16 protein-coding genes are annotated in these 20,201 nt (G+C 63.5%); 5 read left to right on the forward strand and 11 right to left on the reverse strand.

All coding sequences use genetic code 11. The features are described 5' to 3' along the window. Nucleotides 1-4 precede the first annotated feature (4 nt). The 9 genes from prmB to queF all read right to left on the reverse strand — a co-directional run bounded on the left by prmB (nt 5) and on the right by queF (nt 9,072). Complete coding sequence (prmB, locus tag WIT60_RS09405) at nt 5-889, reverse strand: 50S ribosomal protein L3 N(5)-glutamine methyltransferase (protein ID WP_339583676.1); 885 nt, start codon at nt 887-889, stop codon at nt 5-7. Beyond that, nucleotides 886-2,040: a succinyl-diaminopimelate desuccinylase gene (gene dapE / locus WIT60_RS09410; RefSeq protein ID WP_339583677.1), complete on the reverse strand. Its 1,155-nt coding sequence runs from the start codon at nt 2,038-2,040 to the stop codon at nt 886-888. Before dapE ends, prmB begins: the two co-directional genes overlap by 4 nt. Before the next feature lie 9 nt (nt 2,041-2,049). Then, nucleotides 2,050-3,237: a PilT/PilU family type 4a pilus ATPase gene (locus WIT60_RS09415; RefSeq protein ID WP_339583678.1), complete on the reverse strand. Its 1,188-nt coding sequence runs from the start codon at nt 3,235-3,237 to the stop codon at nt 2,050-2,052. 55 nt (nt 3,238-3,292) lie between these two features. After that, a complete protein-coding gene (gene dapD / locus WIT60_RS09420; RefSeq protein ID WP_339583679.1) occupies nt 3,293-4,117 on the reverse strand; it encodes a 2,3,4,5-tetrahydropyridine-2,6-dicarboxylate N-succinyltransferase in 825 nt (274 codons plus the stop codon). 17 nt (nt 4,118-4,134) lie between these two features. Further along, nucleotides 4,135-5,364: a succinyldiaminopimelate transaminase gene (dapC, locus tag WIT60_RS09425; protein WP_339583680.1), complete on the reverse strand. Its 1,230-nt coding sequence runs from the start codon at nt 5,362-5,364 to the stop codon at nt 4,135-4,137. A 55-nt stretch (nt 5,365-5,419) separates the two neighbouring features. Further along, entirely contained in the window at nt 5,420-6,589 is a 1,170-nt protein-coding gene (locus WIT60_RS09430) for a GGDEF domain-containing protein (RefSeq protein WP_339583681.1), read from the reverse strand. A gap of 9 nt (nt 6,590-6,598) precedes the next feature. Beyond that, on the reverse strand, nt 6,599-7,705 hold the full coding sequence (locus WIT60_RS09435; protein ID WP_339583682.1) for a GGDEF domain-containing protein: 1,107 nt from the start codon (nt 7,703-7,705) through the stop codon (nt 6,599-6,601). Between the two features lie 123 nt (nt 7,706-7,828). Then, nucleotides 7,829-8,488, reverse strand: coding sequence for an energy-coupling factor ABC transporter permease (locus WIT60_RS09440; RefSeq protein ID WP_339583683.1), 660 nt, complete (start codon nt 8,486-8,488; stop codon nt 7,829-7,831). A gap of 74 nt (nt 8,489-8,562) precedes the next feature. Continuing rightward, entirely contained in the window at nt 8,563-9,072 is a 510-nt protein-coding gene (queF, locus tag WIT60_RS09445) for a preQ(1) synthase (RefSeq protein WP_339583684.1), read from the reverse strand. Nucleotides 9,073-9,216: 144 nt separating this feature from the next. Here queF and smc point away from each other — a divergent pair, with 144 nt between their 5' ends. The 5 genes from smc (at nt 9,217) to WIT60_RS09470 (ending at nt 17,638) form a co-directional block, all read left to right on the forward strand. Further along, nucleotides 9,217-12,732 carry a chromosome segregation protein SMC gene (smc, locus tag WIT60_RS09450; RefSeq protein WP_339583685.1) on the forward strand — a complete coding sequence of 1,172 codons (3,516 nt, stop codon included), beginning with the start codon at nt 9,217-9,219 and terminating at the stop codon, nt 12,730-12,732. Between the two features lie 6 nt (nt 12,733-12,738). Next, the gene (locus WIT60_RS09455) at nt 12,739-13,827 is read left to right on the forward strand and encodes a cell division protein FtsZ (RefSeq protein ID WP_339583686.1); all 1,089 of its coding nucleotides are present in this window, start codon (nt 12,739-12,741) and stop codon (nt 13,825-13,827) included. Between the two features lie 12 nt (nt 13,828-13,839). Next, a complete protein-coding gene (gene ligA / locus WIT60_RS09460; RefSeq protein WP_339583687.1) occupies nt 13,840-15,966 on the forward strand; it encodes an NAD-dependent DNA ligase LigA in 2,127 nt (708 codons plus the stop codon). An 81-nt stretch (nt 15,967-16,047) separates the two neighbouring features. After that, nucleotides 16,048-16,698 (forward strand): GTP cyclohydrolase II, encoded by a 651-nt coding sequence (gene ribA, locus WIT60_RS09465; RefSeq protein WP_339583688.1) that lies wholly within the window; start codon nt 16,048-16,050, stop codon nt 16,696-16,698. A 7-nt stretch (nt 16,699-16,705) separates the two neighbouring features. Beyond that, nucleotides 16,706-17,638: a cation diffusion facilitator family transporter gene (locus WIT60_RS09470; protein WP_339583689.1), complete on the forward strand. Its 933-nt coding sequence runs from the start codon at nt 16,706-16,708 to the stop codon at nt 17,636-17,638. Here WIT60_RS09470 and WIT60_RS09475 read toward each other — a convergent pair. Next, the gene (locus tag WIT60_RS09475) at nt 17,626-18,900 is read right to left on the reverse strand and encodes a GGDEF domain-containing protein (RefSeq protein WP_339583690.1); all 1,275 of its coding nucleotides are present in this window, start codon (nt 18,898-18,900) and stop codon (nt 17,626-17,628) included. The two genes, WIT60_RS09470 and WIT60_RS09475, sit on opposite strands and share 13 nt — an antisense overlap. After that, nucleotides 18,897-20,183 (reverse strand): GGDEF domain-containing protein, encoded by a 1,287-nt coding sequence (locus tag WIT60_RS09480; RefSeq protein ID WP_339583691.1) that lies wholly within the window; start codon nt 20,181-20,183, stop codon nt 18,897-18,899. Before WIT60_RS09480 ends, WIT60_RS09475 begins: the two co-directional genes overlap by 4 nt. Nucleotides 20,184-20,201: the final 18 nt, after the last annotated feature.

Below are 20,201 nucleotides of genomic sequence, written 5' to 3' on the forward strand. Positions count from 1 at the left end.
GGGATCAGGCCGATTCGAGGAGCAGGGCGTCGCGGGTGATCAACAGGAGCTGATCGGCGCCAGAAGTGGTTTCCAGCCAGGTGACAGGCAGGTCAGGGAAGGCGCGTTCGAAGTTCGGACGCTCGTTGCCGATTTCGAGCACCAGCACGGCGTCAGGGCCCAGGTAGCGATCGGGTTCAGCGCGCAGGGCCGCGAACAGGGCGCGGGTGAAGTCCATGCCGTCTTCGCCCGAGGCCAGAGCCAGCTCGGGCTCGGCCTGGTATTCCGCCGGCAGCTTCTTCATCGAGTCGGCGTTGACGTAGGGCGGGTTGCACAGGATCAGGTCGTAGGGGCCGTGGACGGCTTGCAGACCGTCGCTGTGCAGCAGGGTGATGCGGTCAGCCAGGCCATGCTGATCGACGTTGATGCGGGCCACGGCCAACGCTTCGTCACTGATGTCCACGGCATCGACCACCACGTCCGGGTAGGCCATGGCGGCCAGCACGGCGAGGCTGCCGTTGCCGGTGCACAGGTCGAGCACGCGGTGGGTCTGGTCGCTGAGCCAGGCGTCGATGCTGCCGTCGGCCAATACCTCGGCGATGAAAGAGCGGGGCACGATCACGCGCTCGTCCACATAGAAGGGCACTCCTTGCAGCCAGGCCTGGCGCGTGAGGTAGGCGGCTGGCTTGCGGGTGCGGATGCGCTCGTCGATCAGGGCCAGGGCTTCGTCGCGTTGCGCCTCGATGACGGCGGTGTCGGCCACCTCGTCCAGTGCATCGAGCGGGTGCCCCAGGCGCCACAGCACCAACCAGGCGGCTTCGTCGAAGGCGTTGGTGGTGCCGTGGCCAAAGGCCACCTGGGCCTGGGTCAGGCGCTCGGCGGCCTGTTCAATCAGTTCAATGACGGTCACGTCAGGAGTCTTTCCAGCGTCTGCCGGTAGATGTTCTTCAAGGGCTCGATGTCTGCCACGGCGACATGCTCGTCGATCTTGTGGATGCTGGCGTTGACGGGGCCGAATTCGACCACCTGCGGGCAGATCTGCGCGATGAAGCGGCCATCGGATGTGCCGCCGGTGGTGGACAGCTCGGTGTCCAGACCGGTGACGTCCTTGATGGCGGCGGCCATGGCGTCCACCAGAGGGCCACGACGGGTCAGGAAGGGGCGGCCGCCGAGGGTCCAGTCAATGTGGAAGTCCAGGCCATGTTGGCGCAGCACGTCTTCCAGGCGCGCTTGCAGGTCTTCGGGTGTGGACTCGGTGGAAAAGCGGAAGTTGAAGTCGATGATCAGTTCGCCAGGGATGACGTTGTTCGCGCCCGTGCCGGCGTGGATGTTGGACATCTGCCAGCTGGTGGGCGGGAAGTGGTCGTTGCCCTGGTCCCAGACGATGGCGGCCAGTTCGGCCAAGGCAGGGGCAGCCTGGTGGATGGGGTTGCGGGCCAGATGCGGATAGGCAATGTGACCTTGCACACCCTTGATGCGCAGCTTGCCCGAGAGCGAGCCCCGGCGGCCGTTCTTGATCATGTCGCCGACCTGCTTGACCGAAGTAGGCTCGCCGACGATGCAGGCGTCCAGGCGTTCGCCTTGGGCGGTCAGCCATTCGCAGACCTTGACCGTGCCGTCAACCGAGGGGCCTTCCTCGTCGCTGGTGATCAGGAAGGCGATGCTGCCAGCGTGGTCCGGGTGCTGGAGCACGAACTCTTCACTGGCCACGACCATGGCCGCGAGCGAGGTCTTCATGTCGGCGGCGCCACGGCCGTACAGGTGACCATCGCGGTAGCTGGGCACGAATGGCGGGCTGGTCCATTGGTCGAGCGGTCCGGTGGGCACGACGTCGGTGTGACCGGCGAACACCAAGGTGGGCGCACCGTCAGCATGGCCACGGCCACGCTTGATGGCCCACAGGTTGGTGACGGGCGCTTCTTGAGGCCCGAACACCAGCGTCTGGCAGGTGAAGCCAATGGCCTGCAGGCGCTCGGCCATCAAGGCTTGGCAACCCTCGTCGACAGGCGTGACGGAGGGACGGGCGATCAGCGCCTCGGTGAGGCGCACTGTGGCGGTCATGTCAGGATCTCAGCGTGGGGCAGGGAAAGGCGCCCGGGTTTCCTCTTCCGGGTGCACATCCAGGGTGATTTCGGTGAACGTCGGGCCGTCGTCGTTCTCTTCGGGCTTGGCAGCGGCCTTGGAAGGAATGGTGGTGTCGTTCTGCAAACGCCACATCAGGTCGGTTGGGGAGTCGGCATAACGCAGGCCTTCCTCGCGAGAGACGAGACCTTCGCGGATGAGGCGGGCGATGTCCTGCTCGAAAGTCTGTGAGCCTTGAGACATGGACTTCTGCAGCGCTTCCTTGACCTCGTTGAAGTCACCGCGGGTGATCATCTCGGACACCAGTTGGGTGTTGAGCAGCACTTCCACGGCCGGCACACGCCCGCCGGAGGTGTTCTGCAGCAGGCGCTGGGACACGATGGCTTTCAGGCCGGAGGCCAGGTCGCTCAACAGAGCGGGACGGGCTTCCGGCGTGTAGAAAGACAGAATACGGCCCAATGCGTGGTAGCTGTTGTTGGCGTGCAGGGTGGACAGCACCAAGTGACCGGACAGCGCATACGACAGCGCTGCCGTCATGGTTTCGCGGTCACGGATTTCGCCGATCAGGATGCAGTCAGGCGCTTGACGCAGGGCGTTCTTCAACCCCACCTGCAGCGACTGGGTGTCGCGTCCCACCTCACGCTGGTTCACCACGGACTTCTTGTTGGTGAACAGGAATTCCAGCGGGTCTTCGATGGTGAGGATGTGCCCCGTCATGCGCTGGTTGCGGTACTCCAGCATCGAAGCCAGGGTCGTGCTCTTGCCCGCGCCGGTGGCGCCCACCACCATGATGAGGCCGCGCTTTTCCAGCACCAGGTCGGCCAGCGACATGGGCACGTTCAGGGACTCGAGCGGCGGGATGTCGCTGGGGATGTAACGGAACACGGCCGCGACCGAGCCACGCTGCTTGAACGCGCTCAAACGGTAGATGCCCACGTTCGGGATCGTGATCCCGAGGTTGAGCTCACCTGTTTCGTCCAGCTCTTCGAGCTGTTGCGGCGTGATCAGCTCGGACAGAAGCTGACGCGGTTGCGACGGCGTCAGGATCTGGTCCGTGAGTTGCAAGATCTGTCCATTGATCTTGATGAGGATGGGTGTCTTGGCAGACAGGAAAACGTCCGATGCCTTTTTCTCGGTCATCAGGCGCAGGATCTTTTCAAGATTGCCACCGCTCATCAAATGCTCTCCCGTGATGGGTTGTCAATGGACCGACGCAGATTGCAGGAGCCGATCAGGCGCCGCGCAGCAGGTCGTTGATGCTGGTCTTGGAGCGGGTCTGGGCGTCGACGCGCTTGACGATGACGGCGCAGTACAGCGAGTACTTGCCATCGGCCGAGGGCAGGTTGCCGGACACGACCACCGAACCGGCCGGGATGCGGCCGTAGGTGACTTCGCCAGTGGCGCGGTCATAGATCTTGGTGGACTGACCGATGTACACGCCCATCGAGATCACCGAGTTCTCTTCCACGATCACGCCTTCCACCACTTCCGAGCGGGCGCCGATGAAGCAGTTGTCTTCGATGATGGTGGGGTTGGCTTGCAGGGGCTCGAGCACGCCACCGATGCCGACGCCGCCGGACAGGTGGACGTTCTTGCCGATCTGGGCGCAGGAACCGACGGTGGCCCAGGTGTCGACCATGGTGCCTTCATCGACGTAGGCGCCGATGTTGACGTATGACGGCATCAGGATCACGTTCTTGGCCTGGAAGCTGCCACGACGGGCCACGGCTGGGGGCACCACGCGCACGCCGGAAGCAGCCAGTTGCTCGGCGCTCCAGCCGGTGTACTTGGTGGGGACCTTGTCGTAGAACTGCAGGTCACCTTGGCCCATGGGCACGTTGTCGTTCAGGCGGAAGCTCAGCAGCACGGCCTTCTTGACCCACTGGTGGGTTTCCCACTGGCCGTTGATCTTCTCGGCCACGCGCAGCTTGCCGCTGTCGAGCTGGTCGATGATGTGGTTGACGGCATCACGCACTTCGGCGGGAGCGGCGGCAGCCGACAGGGCGGTGCGCTGTTCCCAGGCGTTGTCGATGACGGTTTGCAGGGCTTGAGACATGTGCTTCTTTCGGGAAATCAGACAGATTGGGATTGGATGAAGGCCTGGATGCGCTCGGCGGCTTCGACGCACTCGTCGACACCAGCGACCAGCGCCATGCGGACACGGCCAGCGCCCGGGTTGATGCCGTTGGCCTCACGTGCCAGATAGCTGCCGGGCAGAACGGCCACATTGTATTGAGCCAACAGCTCGCAGGTGAACGCTTCGTCACTGCCGCCACACACGTGCTGGGGCACCTCGGCCCACAGGTAGAAACCGGCGTCTGGCAAGGCCACGTTCATGACCGAGGCCAAGATGGGCGTGACACGCTCGAACTTCTGGCGGTACAGGGCACGGTTCTCAACCACGTGGGTTTCGTCGTTCCAGGCGGCAATGCTGGCGCGCTGCACGGCCGGACCCATGGCACTGCCGTGGTAGGTGCGGTAGAGCAGGAAGGACTTGATGATGGACGCATCACCGGCTACGAAGCCAGAGCGCAGACCAGGCACGTTGGAGCGCTTGGACAGGCTGGTGAGCATGATCAGGTTCTTGAAGTCGTGGCGGCCCAGCTTGGCGGCGGCTTCCAGCCCCCCCAGCGGGGCGGCATCGGCGCCTTCGCGGAAGTAGATCTCGGAATAGCACTCGTCCGAGGCGATCACGAAGCCGTAGCGGTCGCTCAGCGCAAACAGGCGCTCCCACTCGGCCAGCGGCATCACGGCACCGGTCGGGTTGCCTGGGGAGCACACGAACAGCAACTGGGTGGTGGCCCAGGTGTCTTCCGAGATGCTGGACCAGTCGGCCGCAAAGTTGCGTGCCGGGTCGGAATTGGCAAACACCACGCGGGCACCTGACAGCAGGGCGGCCCCTTCGTAAATTTGATAGAAAGGGTTGGGGCTGACGACGGCCGGGCCACCTGCATCGCGGTGCTGGGTGGGGTCGATCACGGTTTGTGCCAGCGCGAACAGTGCTTCACGCGAGCCGTTGACGGGCAGCAGTTGTGTGGCCGGGTCGATCTTCAGGCCGTAGCGGCGCTGCATCCAATCGGCGCAGGCGGCACGCAAGGCAGGTTCACCCGCGGTGGCAGGGTAGTTGGCCAAGCCTTCGAGGCCCGCAACCAGTGCTTCCTTGATGAATTCAGGGGTGGCGTGCTTGGGCTCGCCAATGCCCAGACTGATGGGGCGATACGCCGCGTTCGGCGTCACGCCGGCGGTCAGGCGACGCAGGCGCTCGAAGGGATAGGGCTGGAGTTTGTTCAGCAGGGGATTCATGGGCAGGCATTATCCCAGCCCCGGATGGCAGATGGGCATCGCTCGGGCATTCCCTTTAGCCATCCTGATCTGGCCCAGCAGCCACCACGGAGCGGTGGCGCCCCGCACTCTTGGCCTGATACAGCGCCTGATCAGCCCTCTCCAGCGTGCCATCGGTGCCTTCCAGCCCTCGGTACAGTGCCAGTCCCGCGGAAAATTGCAATCGCAGTTGGGGAGCAGCTTCCGACACAGTGACGCTGACGAGCGCGTCTCTCACGCGGTCGAGTGCAATCGCTGCCTTTTGGGGGCTGGTGTTGGGCATGAGAAACAGGAACTCCTCTCCCCCCCAGCGAGCCAGTGTGTCCGTGTCTCGCAACACCATGGACGCCGCCGACGCAAAGGCCATCAGCGCCTGGTCACCCACCAGATGCCCGTGCTCGTCGTTGATGCGTTTGAAGTGATCGAGATCGATCAGCGCCACCGTGAATCTCTCGCCATAGCGCTGATAGCGCTGTGCAGCGTAGGCCAGTTTTTCCTGCATGTGGCGGCGGTTGTAGAGTCCGGTCAGGGCATCACGCGTCGCCAGTTGTTGAACCTGATCCAGCGCCTGTTGCAACTCGCGCCTCTGGGTGGACAGGCGCTTGCGCCAACTGGAGATCAAGTAGGCCGTGAAAATCAAGACCGGCAAGCTGCCCAACATCACCCCGAATCGCAGCATTTCAAGTTGCGGCGGATAGTAGTCAGGGTCCACGCTCGACAGCACACCCATGGCCGCGCCGAGCAAGACCATCGCCAACACGCCATGTATCACCGACAAACGCGGGGTGTGGGTGTACATGCCGAACACGATCACCAAAGCGATGAGGACAAGCACCATGCCCCGCTCCGATGGGTCGAGCGTGACGTAGGCAAAGGAGATGGCCAACAGGGCATAAAGGTTCTGCAGCACCATCAAGCCTGCATCACACCATTGGCGAGTGACGCCGCTGCGCACCATCACGTAGAAAATCAGGTGAGCCGGGAAGGTCACGGCCGTGAGCGCCTGAGGGCCGATGGGCAGCATCATGCCGACGGCTGCAGCGTGCGCCGCCGCAGCACAGCAGATCGCATACATCACGGCACACAGCAAAATGATGCTGGTGTGGCCGCGGGTGTGGCGGTCTGGGCCCAGGATGGCCAGTGCACCACGTTGCAATGCATCCATCAGGCGATCGGGCCCGGCTTCGGCAACGGTCAACTCAGTCATCTCTGCACCTCAAGTGGGAAGGGCCGGCGGTGGTACCGGACTGCCAAGCAGATCGGGCGTCAGCAGAGGCGCCCAAACCGAGCGATTGCGACCAGAGGCTTTGGCCTGGTACATGGTCTTGTCAGCGCGCTCCACGAGTTGATCAAGGGTGTCTTCCGGCTCCGCCTGCACCAGTCCTGCCGAAAAGCTCATCTGCAGGGTAGGGTGATCAGGCAAGCGCCAAGCATTCAAGGCTTTGCGCAGTCGCTCCAGAGAGGCATGAGCTTCGTTCAAGCGCGTCTGAGGAAACATCACCAGAAACTCCTCACCGCCCCAGCGACCCACCTGATCGACAGATCGAAGGTGCTTGCGCGCGAGGTCGGCAAACCCTCTCAATACAGCGTCGCCTGTGGGGTGGCCGTAACGGTCGTTGACCTGCTTGAAATGATCCAGATCGATCAAGGCAACGCACCACTGCGTGCCGTGTCGTTCTGACAGCTGGCGCTCCGCCTCAAGGGTCTCGAGCATGACGCGGCGGTTGAGCAGTCCGGTCAACTGATCCATGGTGGCCATCTGACGCACGGTCAGCACCGTTTTGCGCAACTCTTTGGCTTGCTCGCTGATCTCAGTGCGGATGTCGCTCACCCATTTTCCGACCAGGGACAGCAGCAGCAAACTGGCACCGCCGACCATGAGGTGTGTGGCGCCTTTGTTGAGCATCCCAACGCTGGTGTCTCGCCAATCCACCCATGCAAAAGCGCCGCAGAGCATCAGGGTGGCCAGCATGCCCAAACCCAGAACCTGCTTGGGCCGCAGTCGAAGCATGGCCACCACGATGATTTGCGCCATCAGCACCAACACGTTGACACGGTGCTCGTCGAGCAGCATGTAGGCAACAATGCACAAGCCCAGCGACGCCAAGGCATGAGGGAAGGTGAGAACCGGGTCTTTCATGCGCTGTGTCAGCCCCGTGCGAACGGGCAGCCAGAAAGCCAGGAAAGTGACGATGCTCGCCAGGGTGATCCCCCATGCAGAGGGCGCGGCCAACTCGTCCAGGTGAACCAGGTGCCAGATCATGCCCAGGCTGGCCAGATAGGTTGGCAAAGAAGCCAGTGCCAACAGCGTATGGTGACGCACACGCGCCTCTTGACCCAAGAGAGGATCAGAGAAAGAGCGTAAGCATGTCAGTGCGTTCATCGGCGGCTTTGTGATCGGCTGGACTTCCCTGACGGAGAGTCCACCAACAGCCTGAAAGGTACATCATTTGCCTCTGCCTGACGCGCCGGGTAAGTACCTGCCATCCGAGTAAGTGAGCAACCAATCTGGCAAAAAAGCCACAAAAATCGAAGTCAGCATGCCCGTGCTGACCGCCTCCCCCCATCCGAGCAACCAATAGCCGAGCATCCACTCATCGCCGCGCAAGGTTTCAGGTTTCTGCCCCAGAAACAGCGCCAAAGCACCACTGAGCGTGACGGCCAGAGCCGTGGCAAAAAAACCTCGACCCAGGATGTAGACAAACAAGTGGTGAGGCAAAAAGCGCCGGATCAGGAGTCCCAGGAGCAAGGACAGGGTCCCGGGCAGCATGCCCATCCAGACGATGTGGGCCGATAGGTGGGTCAGATCGGGCCACGCGGATTGTTCAATATAGCTGGCGGCCAGCGCGATGGGCAGCAAGGTCCACATGGCCAGAGGCCAGCCGAACATCAGAACGAGCAAGCAGGCACCGCTGACGTGAAGCGCCATTCCATTGGGCAGCAGGTTCTCGGTCCACCACACAAACGGCAGAAGGGCCACGCAGCCCAACCAGGGGCTCTGCAACGGACGGTGCGTAAGAGGGAGCCACGGCTTGAACAACAGCGACAGTGCCAGCACACCCAGCATCACAGCGGTCTCAAAACCGGCGGGCGGCACCCAATTCATGATCTGTCTCGCGTGTCAAAGGGGGCAGGAAGAAAAAAGACAGCCCGTAGGCTGTCTGGAGATGGTGCCGAGGATCAACCCAGCAAGCCCGTTTCAGCGTTGTGCTGGGGCAGGTCCACCTTGGGTGCAGGCTTCCAGCCCTTCTTGCGGTGCTCGACCACCACGTTGGTGTAGATGCCGCCGCGCACATACCACTTGGCCGTGATGCGCAGGTAGCGCGGCTGGATGGCCTTGACCATGTCGTCGAGGATGGAGTTGGTGACCTTTTCGTGGAATGCCCCGTCATTGCGGTAGCTCCACATGTACATCTTCAGGCTCTTGAGCTCGATGCACAGCTCGTCGGCGATGCAGTCGATGGTGAAGTGGGCGAAGTCGGGCTGACCGGTGAGTGGGCAGAAGCAGGTGAACTCGGGCACCTGGAACTGGATCACGTAGTCGCGCTGGGGCGCGGGGTTGGGGAAGACGTCCAGGTGGCGGGAAGGCGCAGACGGCGGCGTGGCCGGCTTGGCGCGTTCACCCACCTCGAGGGCCGTGCCCTTGGCTGCGGTGGACTTGGCGGTGGAGGCGGGGGCTTTCTTGGCCATGGTGAACAACTCTGCTGTAAATGGATTGCCGGCAAAACGCCGATGTTATCATCTTTGGTTAGTCTTTACCCGTAACGAAACGGCTTTTACCAAGCAAATCAAGGACTTAGCCGTCTACCTTTGCCCTGTGGACGCCTTCCGAGCATGCGCCTGAACTCGATCAAGCTGTCTGGCTTCAAGTCATTCGCTGAACCGACCCACTTCCAACTGCCCGGGCAACTCGTGGGGGTGGTGGGGCCGAACGGTTGCGGCAAGTCCAACATCATGGACGCCGTGCGCTGGGTGCTGGGCGAATCGAAGGCCTCTGAGCTGCGTGGCGAGTCCATGCAGGACGTGATCTTCAATGGCTCAGGCAACCGTAAGCCGGCCAGCCGCTCCAGCGTGGAATTGGTGTTCAGTAACGAAGACGCGCGCGCGGGCGGGCAGTGGAACCAGTTCGCCGAAATCGCGGTAAAGCGGGTGCTGACCCGGGATGGCACCTCCAGCTACTTCATCAACAACCAGCCGGTGCGCCGCCGCGATGTGCAGGACGTGTTCCTGGGCACGGGCCTGGGGCCCCGCGCCTACGCCATCATCGGCCAGGGCACGATCAGCAGGATCATCGAGTCCAAGCCCGAAGAGTTGCGCCTGTTCCTGGAAGAGGCCGCGGGGGTGTCGAAGTACAAGGAACGCCGTCGCGAGACAGAGAACCGTCTCAAGGACACCCGGGAGAACCTGACGCGCGTGGAAGACATCCTGCGCGAGTTGAACAACAACCTCGACAAGCTGGAGAAGCAGGCCGAGGTGGCAAGCCGCTATCACGCGCTGCAGGAGCAGGGCACGCTCAAGCTGCACCAGCTGTGGTTCTTGAAGCACCGCGATGCGGCGTCGGAAGAAACGCGCATCAAGCTGGCGGTGGCCGAGGCCACCAATGCGCTGGAGGCCCGATTGGCCGAGTTGCGCAGCGTGGAAGCCCAGTTGGAGCAAGTGCGACAAGATCACTATGCCGCCAGCGATGCCCTGCACGTGGCGCAAGGGGAGTTGGCCGAGGCCAATCTGGCCGTGAGCCGACTGGAAGAGCGCATCCGCTATGTGGTGGAAGGTCGCCAGAAGGTCGAGCAGCGCCTGGCCGAGCTGAAGGAGCAGAACGAGCAGTGGGTGGAGCGCCGTGCGGCCGCCGAGTTCGAGCTGGAAGAGTTGGCCGAGAAGATGCTGGCCGCCGAAGAACAAGCCGAAATTCTGGCTGCACAGTCGGAAGAGCTGGCGGGCAATCTGCCCAGTTTTGAAGATGCCGTGCGCAGCGCCACGCAGCAGGCCAACACCCAGCGTGGCGTGGCCGGCCAGGTGCAGCAGCAGATTCAGTTGCTGGCGGCCGAGTCGCGCAACATCGACGACCAGTCGCGCCAACTCACGCTGCGGCGCGAGCGTTTGAGCACCGAGAAACACGCCCTGGGCTCGCCCGATACGGCGCGTTTGGCCGATCTGAAGCAGCAGCTTGAAGTCGTGCAGGAAGAGCTGGCCTTGTCGGAAGCCCAGTTGGGTGAGCTGACCGAGCAAGTGCCCGAACTGGACGAGGCCCGTAAGGCGCAGCAGCAGGAAAGCCAGGCCCAGGCGGCCAAGCAAGCTGAGCTGACCGCGCGCCTGGAAGCGCTGCGCACCCTGCAAGAGAAGGTACAAACCGAAGGCAAGCTGAAACCTTGGCTCGCCAAGCATGGACTGGACAGTCTGCAGGGCCTGTGGCGCAAGGTGCACATCGAGCCGGGGTGGGAAGTGGCGCTGGAATCGGCTCTGCGCGAGCGCTTGTCGGCCCTGGAAGTGGGGCGTGTGGAAACGGTGCGCGCCTTCGAGCAAGACGCCCCGCCCGCCAAGCTGGCCTTCTACAGCGTGCCGCAAACCGGCATCCAGAACACGCACACCACGCTGCCACGCCTGTCCGATCAGTTGCGACTGCAAGATGCGGGTCTGAAGGCACTGCTCAATGACTGGCTGGAAGGGGTGTACACCGCCACCAACCTGGAAGAAGCCCTGTCCAACCGGCAGCGCCTGACCCACGGCGAGGTCATCATGACCCGAGCGGGGCACACGGTCAGCCAGTTTGCAGTGAGCTTCTATGCGCCGGATTCGGAACAGGCGGGCATGCTGGCCCGCGCCCAGGAAATCGAAAGCCTGGACAAGCAGGTGAGGGCGCAGGCCCTGTTGGCCGAAGACGCCCGCGCCAGCCTGATCCGCGCCGAGGCCCACTACACCGATGCCTCGCAGCGCCTCACCGCCGCGCGCCGTGAGACCAGCGAGGTGCAGCAGCGCGCGCACCAGTTGCAGGTGGAAGTGCTGCGCCTGACCCAGCAGGCCGAACAGGCCAATGCGCGCCATGGTCAGATCGCCGAAGAGTTGGCAGAGATCGACGCCCAGCTCGACGAGCTGCAGGAGCGCCGTGCCACCGGCGAAGCCCGCTTTGAAGAGCTGGACCTGAGCCTGGCCGAAGCGCAGGAGCGCCATGCCCAGCTGGAAGAAGCGGTGATGGAGGCCGAGCGCAAGCTCAATCAGGCCCGTGAGCAATTGCGCTCGCAGGAGCGCCAGGCCCAGGAGGCGCAGTTCAGCGCCCGTGCCATGGCATCACGCCGCGGGGAGCTGCAGCGCAGCATCGAAACATCGGCGCAGCAGATCCAGCTCAACGAAGCCACGGTGGCGCAACTGCACGAAGAGCAGGCGCGCTTGAGCGACGCTTCGGCCCACACCGGGCTGGACGAAGCGTTGGCGGTGCGCGTAGAGAAGGAAGGCCTGCTGGCCGAGGCTCGCACGAAGTACGACGACCTGTCCGCCCAACTGCGCCGGGCCGACGAGCAGCGCATGGGCTTCGAACGCAGCCTGCAACCCCTGCGTGACGAGATCACCAAACTGCAACTGGAGCAGCAGGCCGCCACGCTGGGTGGCGCCCAGTTCCTGGAGCAGCTCACCGCCGCCGAAGTGGACCTGGCCGCGCTGGCTGAGGTGATCGAGCGCGATGGCGTCAAGCTCTATGGCCTGCAGACCGAGATCGATCGCATCCAACGCGAGATCAACGCCTTGGGCGCCGTGAACCTGGCCGCGCTGGAAGAGTTGACCGCTGCCCGCGAACGCAAGGGCTTCCTCGACTCGCAAATGGCCGACCTGAGCGACGCCATCCAGACGCTGGAAGACGCGATCCACAAGATCGACCTGGAAACCCGTGAGCTACTGGGCGCCACGTTTGACACCGTCAACGAGCACTTCGGACGCATGTTCCCGAGCCTGTTCGGCGGCGGCAGCGCCCGCCTGGTGATGACGGGTGATGAAATCCTGGATGCCGGTGTGCAGGTCATGGCGCACCCGCCGGGCAAGAAGAACAGCACCATCCACCTGCTTTCAGGGGGCGAAAAGGCGCTGACCGCCATCGCCCTGGTGTTTGCCATTTTCCAATTGAACCCCGCGCCGTTCTGCCTGCTCGACGAGGTGGACGCGCCCCTGGACGACGCCAACACCGAGCGCTACGCGCGCCTGGTCAAGAGCATGTCCAGCGGCACCCAGTTCCTGTTCATCTCGCACAACAAGATTGCGATGGAGATGGCCGAACAACTGGTGGGCGTGACGATGCAAGAACAAGGTGTCTCCCGCATTGTGGCGGTGGACATGGAGGCGGCGCTGGGCATGGCCCACGCAGCTTGAGGACAGATGAACATGAACGACTCGCTGACTTCCTATCTGGTCATCCTGGGCGGCCTGGTGCTGATCGGGGTGCTGGCGCACGGCGCCTGGACTTCCCGCAAGGCGGCGGCCCGCCACCCCAAGCGGGCCGTGGTGGAGCCGGTGGATGGCGACAGCCAGCATGACCCGTTCAGCGCCACCTCCACGATGGAGCACGAGCCGACTCGGCCGATGATTGCCGACGCCGCAGCGCTGGCTGCATCGGCCGTGGTGCCCCCGCCCGTCAAGCGCACTGGCCCGCGTCTGGATGCGCTGGTCGATGCGATTGCCACCTTGACGCCCGAAGGCCTGCTCAGCGGTGACAACATCCTGATGCACCTGCCGCCCACCCGCCGCGCGGGCAGCAAGCCGGTGCTGATCGAAGGTCTGCGCATGGACTGTGACGAGTGGGAAACCCCGCAGGCCGGCGTGCTCTACAAGGAACTGCAAGCTGGCGTGTTGCTGGCCAATCGCACGGGCGGCCTCAACGAAATCGAGTATTCCGAGTTCGTGCAGAAGATCCAGACCATGGCCGACACCCTCGGCGCCTCGGTCGAGTTTCCGGACATGCTGGACGTGGTGGCGCGTGCCAAGGAGCTGGACGCCTTTGCGGGTGCCCACGATGCGCAACTGGCCATGCGCCTGCATGCGCGTGGCAGCGCCTGGTCGATTGGCTATGTGCAGCAGCAGGCCGCCCGCCATGGCTTTGTGCAAGGTGCCTTGCCAGGCCGTATGGTGTTGCCGGGGGTGGAAGAGGGCGCTCCGCCGATGTTGACCCTGCAGTACGACGCGCAAGCTGCCTTTGCCGAAGACCCGGATCAAGCCACCTTGCGCGAGTTGATGCTGTCGTTCGACGTGCCGCAAACCGCAGCGCAGCATGAACCGTTCAAAGCATGGTGTGCGGCCGGTGAGGCCCTGGCCCTGAGCATGGACGGTCTGATGGCCGACGACCAGGGGCAACCGTTCAACGCGGCCGCCTTTGCCTCGATCGAGGCAGAGTTGAGCCGTCTGTACGAGTCTCTGGCCGCCCGTGATCTGGCCGCCGGCGCCCCGTCCACGCGACGTCTGTTCAGCTGACGCATCACGGCCATGTCGCAACCAGATCTGTTTGGCGGGTCCGAATTGGCGCCCGCAAGCGCCCCATCGCCTGAGGCAGAGCGCGCCGCGGCGTTGCGTGAGTTGCTGCACGCCCACGCCCACCGTTACTACGTGCTGGACGACCCGAGCATCCCGGACGCCGAGTACGACAAACTGTTTGCCGAGTTGCAGGCGCTGGAAGCGGCCCACCCGGAGTTGCTGACGCCCGATTCGCCCACGCAACGCGTGCTGGGCAAGGTGCTCGATGGCTTCACCCCGGTGCGCCACGCCGTGCCCATGTTGTCGATCCGTACCGAAACCGACACCGAAGCCTCGGGCGCTGAAGCGTTTGACGCGCGCATTCGCCGCGAACTGTGCCTGACCGAAACCGACCCGCCTGTGGCCTATGCCGCCGAGTTGAAGTTCGACGGCCTGGCCATCAACCTGCGCTACGAGCACGGCGTGTTGGTGACGGCCGCCACACGGGGCGACGGCGAGCAGGGCGAGGACGTGACACAGAACATCCGCACCGTGGGCCAAATCCCGCTGAAGTTACAAGGCGCGGTCCCGGAGGTGCTGGAGGTGCGCGGCGAGGTCTACATGCGCCGCGACGACTTCGAGGCCCTGAACGAACGTCAGCGCGAGAAGGGCGAGAAGACCTTCGTGAACCCGCGCAATGCGGCGGCGGGCGCCGTGCGGCAGCTCGATCCGGCCATTGCTGCGCAACGGCCCTTGAGCTTTTTTGCCTATGGCCTGGGAGAAGTCCAAGGCTGGGAGGTGCCCGCCACGCACAGCGCCATGCTGGACGCCCTGCAGGCGATGGGCATGCCTGTGTGTGAACACCGCACCGTGGCCTTGGGCGCGACCGGCCCCGACGGTTTGGTGGCCTTCCACCAGCGCATGGGTGCGCTGCGCGACAGCCTGCCGTTTGACATCGACGGCATCGTCTACAAGGTCGACAGCCGCGCCCTGCAAGAACGCCTCGGCTTCGTCAGCCGTGAACCCCGTTGGGCCGTGGCGCACAAATACCCGGCTCAGGAGCAACTCACCCAGGTCGACGGCATCGACATCCAAGTGGGCCGCACCGGCAAGCTGACCCCGGTGGCACGCCTGAAGCCCGTCTTCGTGGGCGGCGTGACCGTGACGAACGCCACCCTGCACAACCTGTTTGAGCTGCGCCGTAAGCGCGTCCGCGTTGGCGACACCGTCATCGTGCGCCGTGCCGGCGACGTGATCCCCGAGGTCGTTGGGGTGGTGGCGGGCGAACGCCCGGCCTATGTACCCAACTTCCGCATGCCCGTGCATTGCCCCGTGTGTGGCAGCACGGTGGTGCGCGAACGTGGCGAGGTGGACCACCGCTGCACAGGCGGCCTGTTCTGCGCGGCCCAGCGCAAGCAGGCGCTTCTGCACTTTGCCCAACGCCGCGCGGTGGAAATCGAAGGCCTGGGCGACAAGCTCGTGGACCAATTGGTGGACGGCGGCCTGGTGCGCACGCTGCCCGACCTGTATAAACTGGGCGTGATGAAGCTGGCCGCCCTCGACCGCATGGCCGACAAGAGCGCCCAGAACATCGTGGCTGCGTTGGAAAAGAGCAAGCAAACCACCTTGCCTCGCTTCCTGTTCGGCCTGGGCATTCGCCATGTGGGTGAAGCCACCGCGAAAGACCTGGCCCGCCACTTCGGTCAGATCGACCGCATCATGGACGCGCCCGAGGAACAACTGCTGGCCGTGCGAGACGTGGGGCCAGTGGTCGCCCGCAGCATCCGCACCTTCTTTGACCAGCCCCACAACCGCGAGGTGGTAGAGCAGTTGCGCGCCGCTGGCGTCACCTGGACCGAGCACGAGCCTTCGGCCGCGGCCGATGCGGCGAGCCTGCCCTTGTTTGGCAAAACCCTGGTGCTCACCGGTACCTTGCCCACCCTGTCGCGCGAAGAAGCCAAGGCCTTGATCGAGGAGGCGGGCGGCAAGGTGGCAGGCTCCGTGTCCAAGAAGACGCATTACGTGGTGGCGGGTGAGGAAGCCGGCTCCAAGCTGGAGAAAGCCCAGACCCTGGGTGTACCGATCCTGGATGAAGCGGGTTTGCAGGCACTTTTGGCCTCGCCCAGCCCCGCCTTGCCAGAGGTGCCACCGCAAGATTGAGGCGGGATTCGGGTCTTTTTGCGACTCGAACCCAGAGCCCTGCTGGCATTTGGCAGAATGGCAGGCCCCTGAGGAAAATGAATGTCCACCCCTGATACCGACAAGAAGTCCCCGATTGACGCCCTGACCCCGGTGAGCGCCGCCCTGGTCGAGTTTCAGGCGGAAGCCCGCGTGCCCACCGAGCATGGCAGCTTCACGATGAAGTTGTTCCGCGAAGAAGGCACCGGCCGGGAGCACATCGCCATGGTGATGGGCGATGTGAAAGGCAGCGCCCTGGTGCGCGTGCACTCCGAGTGCATGACCGGTGACGTGTTTGGCTCGCTGCGCTGTGACTGTGGCCCCCAACTCCAGTTCGCCATGAGCGAGATTGGCAAGAAGGGCAGTGGGGTGGTGGTGTACCTGCGCCAGGAAGGGCGTGGCATTGGCCTGGCCAACAAGCTGCGCGCTTACCAACTGCAAGACCAGGGCATGGACACGGTCGAGGCCAACGAACACCTGGGCTTTGCCGCCGACCTGCGCAATTTCGACGTGGCCGCACAGATTCTGGACTTCTTGGGTGTGTCATCGGTCAAGCTGATGACGAACAACCCGCGCAAGGTGGACACCTTGGCCAAGCATGGCGTCAAGGTGGAAGAGCGTGTCCCGGTTCGCAGTGAAGTGCAATCGGAGAACGAACGCTACCTGGGCACCAAGGCCCGCAAGTTGGGGCACCACATCGATTGGCTGGGATAATCCCGGCATGAATGCCCCTGACCTGATCGACAGCGAGGAAGAAGATACTCCCGAGCGACACCGGGTCGCGCAACGCACGACATGGGTCAGCGTTGTGGTCAACTTGGTTTTGACCGCGCTGCAGGTGGTGGTTGGCGTTTTCGCCCATTCCCAGGCCTTGATCGCCGATGGCATCCACTCGCTGTCGGACTTGGTGGCAGATTTCGTCGTGCTGCTGGCCAGTCGGCACAGCCGCAAGGGGCCTGATGCGGATCATCACTATGGGCACCAGCGGTTTGAAACCGCGGCCTCCATGGTGCTGGGTCTGCTGTTGTTGAGTGTGGGCGTGGGCATGTTGTGGAGCGCGGTGGGCAAGCTGAGCACCCCCGAAAGCATCGCTGCGGTCAAGCCGATTGCCCTGTACGTCGCGCTGTTCACGCTGCTCTCCAAAGAACTGCTGTTCCGCTACATGCTCAAGGCCGCTGAGCGGGTGCGTTCGAGCATGCTGGTGGCCAACGCCTGGCACGCGCGCTCGGATGCGGCTTCATCGCTGGTGGTGGCACTGGGCATTGTGGGCAACCTGATGGGCTACCCGCTGCTGGACCCGGTGGCTGCGCTGATCGTGGGCTTCATGGTGGGCAAGATGGGCTGGGAGTTCGCCTGGAATGCCCTGAGTGACCTGATGGACCGCTCGGCCACACAGGAGCAAATCGATCAGATTCACACCTTGCTGCGCGAAACGCCCGGGGTGTCAGGTGTGCACGATGTGCGCACCCGCAAGATGGGAGACATGATCGTTGTGGACGCTCATTTGGAAGTGGATGGCACGCTGACGGTCAAACAAGGGCATGACATCGCCTTGCGAGCCCGCGAGCGGGTGATGGCCGCCCTGCCTGTGCTCAATGTGATGACCCATCTCGATCCGGCGCCATCGGTGCAAGCTCGTCATCAGGCTGACTGACTGCAGACCCGGTTACGCCCCTGGTGCTTGGCGTCGTAGAGCGCACCGTCGGCCAGGGCAAGCAGGTGCTCGACCTTCATGCCCGGACGCGCCTGACACCAGGCCAATCCGAGGCTGGCGGTGACAACCGACGACGTGGCAGAGCGATCGTGCGGAATCTGGCACCGCTCCACACTGGCACGCACCTGTTCAGCCAAGTTCAAGGCGGCTGCCTCATCCAGATTCGGGATGGCCGCGATGAACTCCTCACCACCATAACGCGCAACGATGACACCCTGACCGTTGAGGGTTTGCTTGAGCACCTGACACACCTGCCTCAGGCACGCGTCTCCTGCGGGATGACCGTAGTGGTCGTTGAACTTCTTGAAGTGGTCCACATCGATCATCAAGATCGCCATGGGTGTGCCGCCAAAACTGGCGCGTTGCCACAGTTGCTGTACGGAAGACTCGAAGTGGCGCCGGTTGTACAGGCCGGTAAGCTCGTCCACACGCGACAACTCACGCAGACGCACTTGGGTTTGGGTCAGTGAGCGGATCAGACCGCGTTCACGCTCGGTCAACAGAAAGCGCCGACGCTCATCGTTCTCCAGCGCATAGTTGGCCGTGAGTGTGAAGGCCGCACTCGCCAGCACCATCGACACCAATGGCAACACCATGCGCTCCGGGAAGGAGGGCAGGGTGTACACGCCCCACACGTGCAGGGCGATCAGCAACAGCGAAAACACCACGGCGTTCCAGAAACGCAGTCGCTGCACGATGGTGCCGTAGGTGATGACCACCATGAAGCCGATGTGATACAGGTAGGCCAGCGGACTCTGGCTGCTCGCCAGGATATAGGCCAGCATCAACGCGGCAGCCAAGCCGCTGACCATGGCAATCAATTCGAGCCCCATGGAACTGACTGTGGCGAGCGCACCGGTCTTGGCGGTTTGAAACATCCACAGAAACAACAGTGCGAGCGGGGTGAACACCAGCAAGCGAAGCGTCAATGCCTGCATGAACACATCAGGCAGCATCAAATAGTCCGCCACCAGGAAAACGTTGAAGATCAGCAGAGAGATGTAGCCGCTCTTCAGGATGTGGGCGCGCTTGGCGGCCAATCCGGCTTGGCGAAACTCCCGTTCCAACTCGCCCGGAAACACCATCAACGGGAAGCCTCGCTGCAACAGGCCGTTGATCATGGTGGTGCGCGCCGCATCGCGTTGCGTCTCGTGCTCAGGAGACTCGTCTACAGGCAAGACCGTTGCTGCCGTCGAGCTCATTCGTCCATCCCCAAGGCCACCACACGGTTGCGGCCGCCTTCTTTGGCACGATACAGAGCCTCGTCGGCAGCAGAAATTAGCCGGGTCATCGAGGCACCGGGCGCAGCAGGGTTCATGGTCGCCACGCCGATGCTCACGGTCACCACGGCATGGGTGCTGGAAGTGGCATGCAGGAGGTTCAGTCCCTCGATGCCCCGACGAATACGCTCCGCCGCGCCACGCACGGTCTGAAGGGATGTGCCGGCCAACACCGCAATGAACTCCTCGCCACCATAGCGCGCAATCAAATCTCCGGGCCCGCGCAAACGACGCTTGAGCGCACCAGCCACGGCCTTGAGGCAGGCGTCGCCCATGGGGTGCCCGTATCGGTCGTTGTAGGCTTTGAAGTGATCGACGTCGATCATCATGAGCGCCACCTCACCGCCGTCCCGCTGGACCTGAGCCCAGACTTCGGCCAGATGCTCATCAAAATGCCGGCGGTTGGCGACTTCGGTCAGCATGTCACTGCGCGAAGCTTCGTGGAGTTCCTGGTTGGCGGCTTCCAGGTCCTTGAGCAACAGGCGCTCACGCAGGTGCAGCAGCCAGTTGAGACGGTCATCTCGCTCCTGGCAGTAGCACCCGTAGAGTGTGAAAACGATGGTGCAGGCCAGCAGCAAGGTACCGGGAATGAGGATGGGGGCCAAACTCGCCGGCATGGTGATGGCCGCACCGATGAACAGTGCCATGGCGCAGGCATCCAGCACGGCCGCGGGTGCAAAGCGCATGCGCACCACGCTGTTGGTGAACATGACGATGGTGGCCAGACTGACCAGGTAGGGCGCCGCATAAGGGTCGCTGCTGGTCATGCTCAGCCAAGCGTTGATGGCACAGGCCCCCACACCGGGGATGACCAACAACCATTCCCTGGCAGCCGGGGAGGCCACCCGTGGCAGCAGGAACACGCCTACGATGATGGCCGGTGTGAACAGGAACAGGCGCAGACGCAGGGCGAGATCAAACAGGTCTGGAACGAGCAGCCAGTCCGAGACCAGCAGCCAGTTGAAGATGACCGAGACCAGCACCCCCGAGATGAGCATCGTGCGAAGGCGCTGAGGCCCCGCATCGTTGAGGAAGGCGCTCTCGAGTGGTTCGGGCAGACGCAAGGAAGGTTTGCCATTGTTGAGCAGGCGCTCCACTTCGCTGGCATCGATGGGCTCCTCCACATCTGGACCAGGCACGGTGACGCCAAACCCAGAGGGGGTGAACTCTGTGGACTGATAGTGATAGGCGGTGAGGGCAGTCATCACAGCTGACGCAGGACA

Origin of the sequence: Aquabacterium sp. G14 (assembly GCF_037482285.1) — a bacterium.
In the GTDB taxonomy this organism is placed as follows: domain Bacteria; phylum Pseudomonadota; class Gammaproteobacteria; order Burkholderiales; family Burkholderiaceae_C; genus Aquabacterium.

Excerpts from the sequence above, each read along its gene's own strand:
- dapE (WP_339583677.1), bottom strand. The coding sequence starts at position 2,040 with ATGACCGCCACAGTGCGCCTCACCGAGGCGCTGATCGCCCGTCCCTCC.
- WIT60_RS09415 (WP_339583678.1), bottom strand. The coding sequence starts at position 3,237 with ATGAGCGGTGGCAATCTTGAAAAGATCCTGCGCCTGATGACCGAGAAA.
- dapD (WP_339583679.1), bottom strand. The coding sequence starts at position 4,117 with ATGTCTCAAGCCCTGCAAACCGTCATCGACAACGCCTGGGAACAGCGC.
- dapC (WP_339583680.1), bottom strand. The coding sequence starts at position 5,364 with ATGAATCCCCTGCTGAACAAACTCCAGCCCTATCCCTTCGAGCGCCTG.
- WIT60_RS09430 (WP_339583681.1), bottom strand. The coding sequence starts at position 6,589 with ATGACTGAGTTGACCGTTGCCGAAGCCGGGCCCGATCGCCTGATGGAT.
- WIT60_RS09440 (WP_339583683.1), bottom strand. The coding sequence starts at position 8,488 with ATGAATTGGGTGCCGCCCGCCGGTTTTGAGACCGCTGTGATGCTGGGT.
- queF (WP_339583684.1), bottom strand. The coding sequence starts at position 9,072 with ATGGCCAAGAAAGCCCCCGCCTCCACCGCCAAGTCCACCGCAGCCAAG.
- smc (WP_339583685.1), top strand. The coding sequence starts at position 9,217 with ATGCGCCTGAACTCGATCAAGCTGTCTGGCTTCAAGTCATTCGCTGAA.
- WIT60_RS09455 (WP_339583686.1), top strand. The coding sequence starts at position 12,739 with ATGAACATGAACGACTCGCTGACTTCCTATCTGGTCATCCTGGGCGGC.
- ligA (WP_339583687.1), top strand. The coding sequence starts at position 13,840 with ATGTCGCAACCAGATCTGTTTGGCGGGTCCGAATTGGCGCCCGCAAGC.
- ribA (WP_339583688.1), top strand. The coding sequence starts at position 16,048 with ATGTCCACCCCTGATACCGACAAGAAGTCCCCGATTGACGCCCTGACC.
- WIT60_RS09470 (WP_339583689.1), top strand. The coding sequence starts at position 16,706 with ATGAATGCCCCTGACCTGATCGACAGCGAGGAAGAAGATACTCCCGAG.
- WIT60_RS09475 (WP_339583690.1), bottom strand. The coding sequence starts at position 18,900 with ATGAGCTCGACGGCAGCAACGGTCTTGCCTGTAGACGAGTCTCCTGAG.
- WIT60_RS09480 (WP_339583691.1), bottom strand. The coding sequence starts at position 20,183 with ATGACTGCCCTCACCGCCTATCACTATCAGTCCACAGAGTTCACCCCC.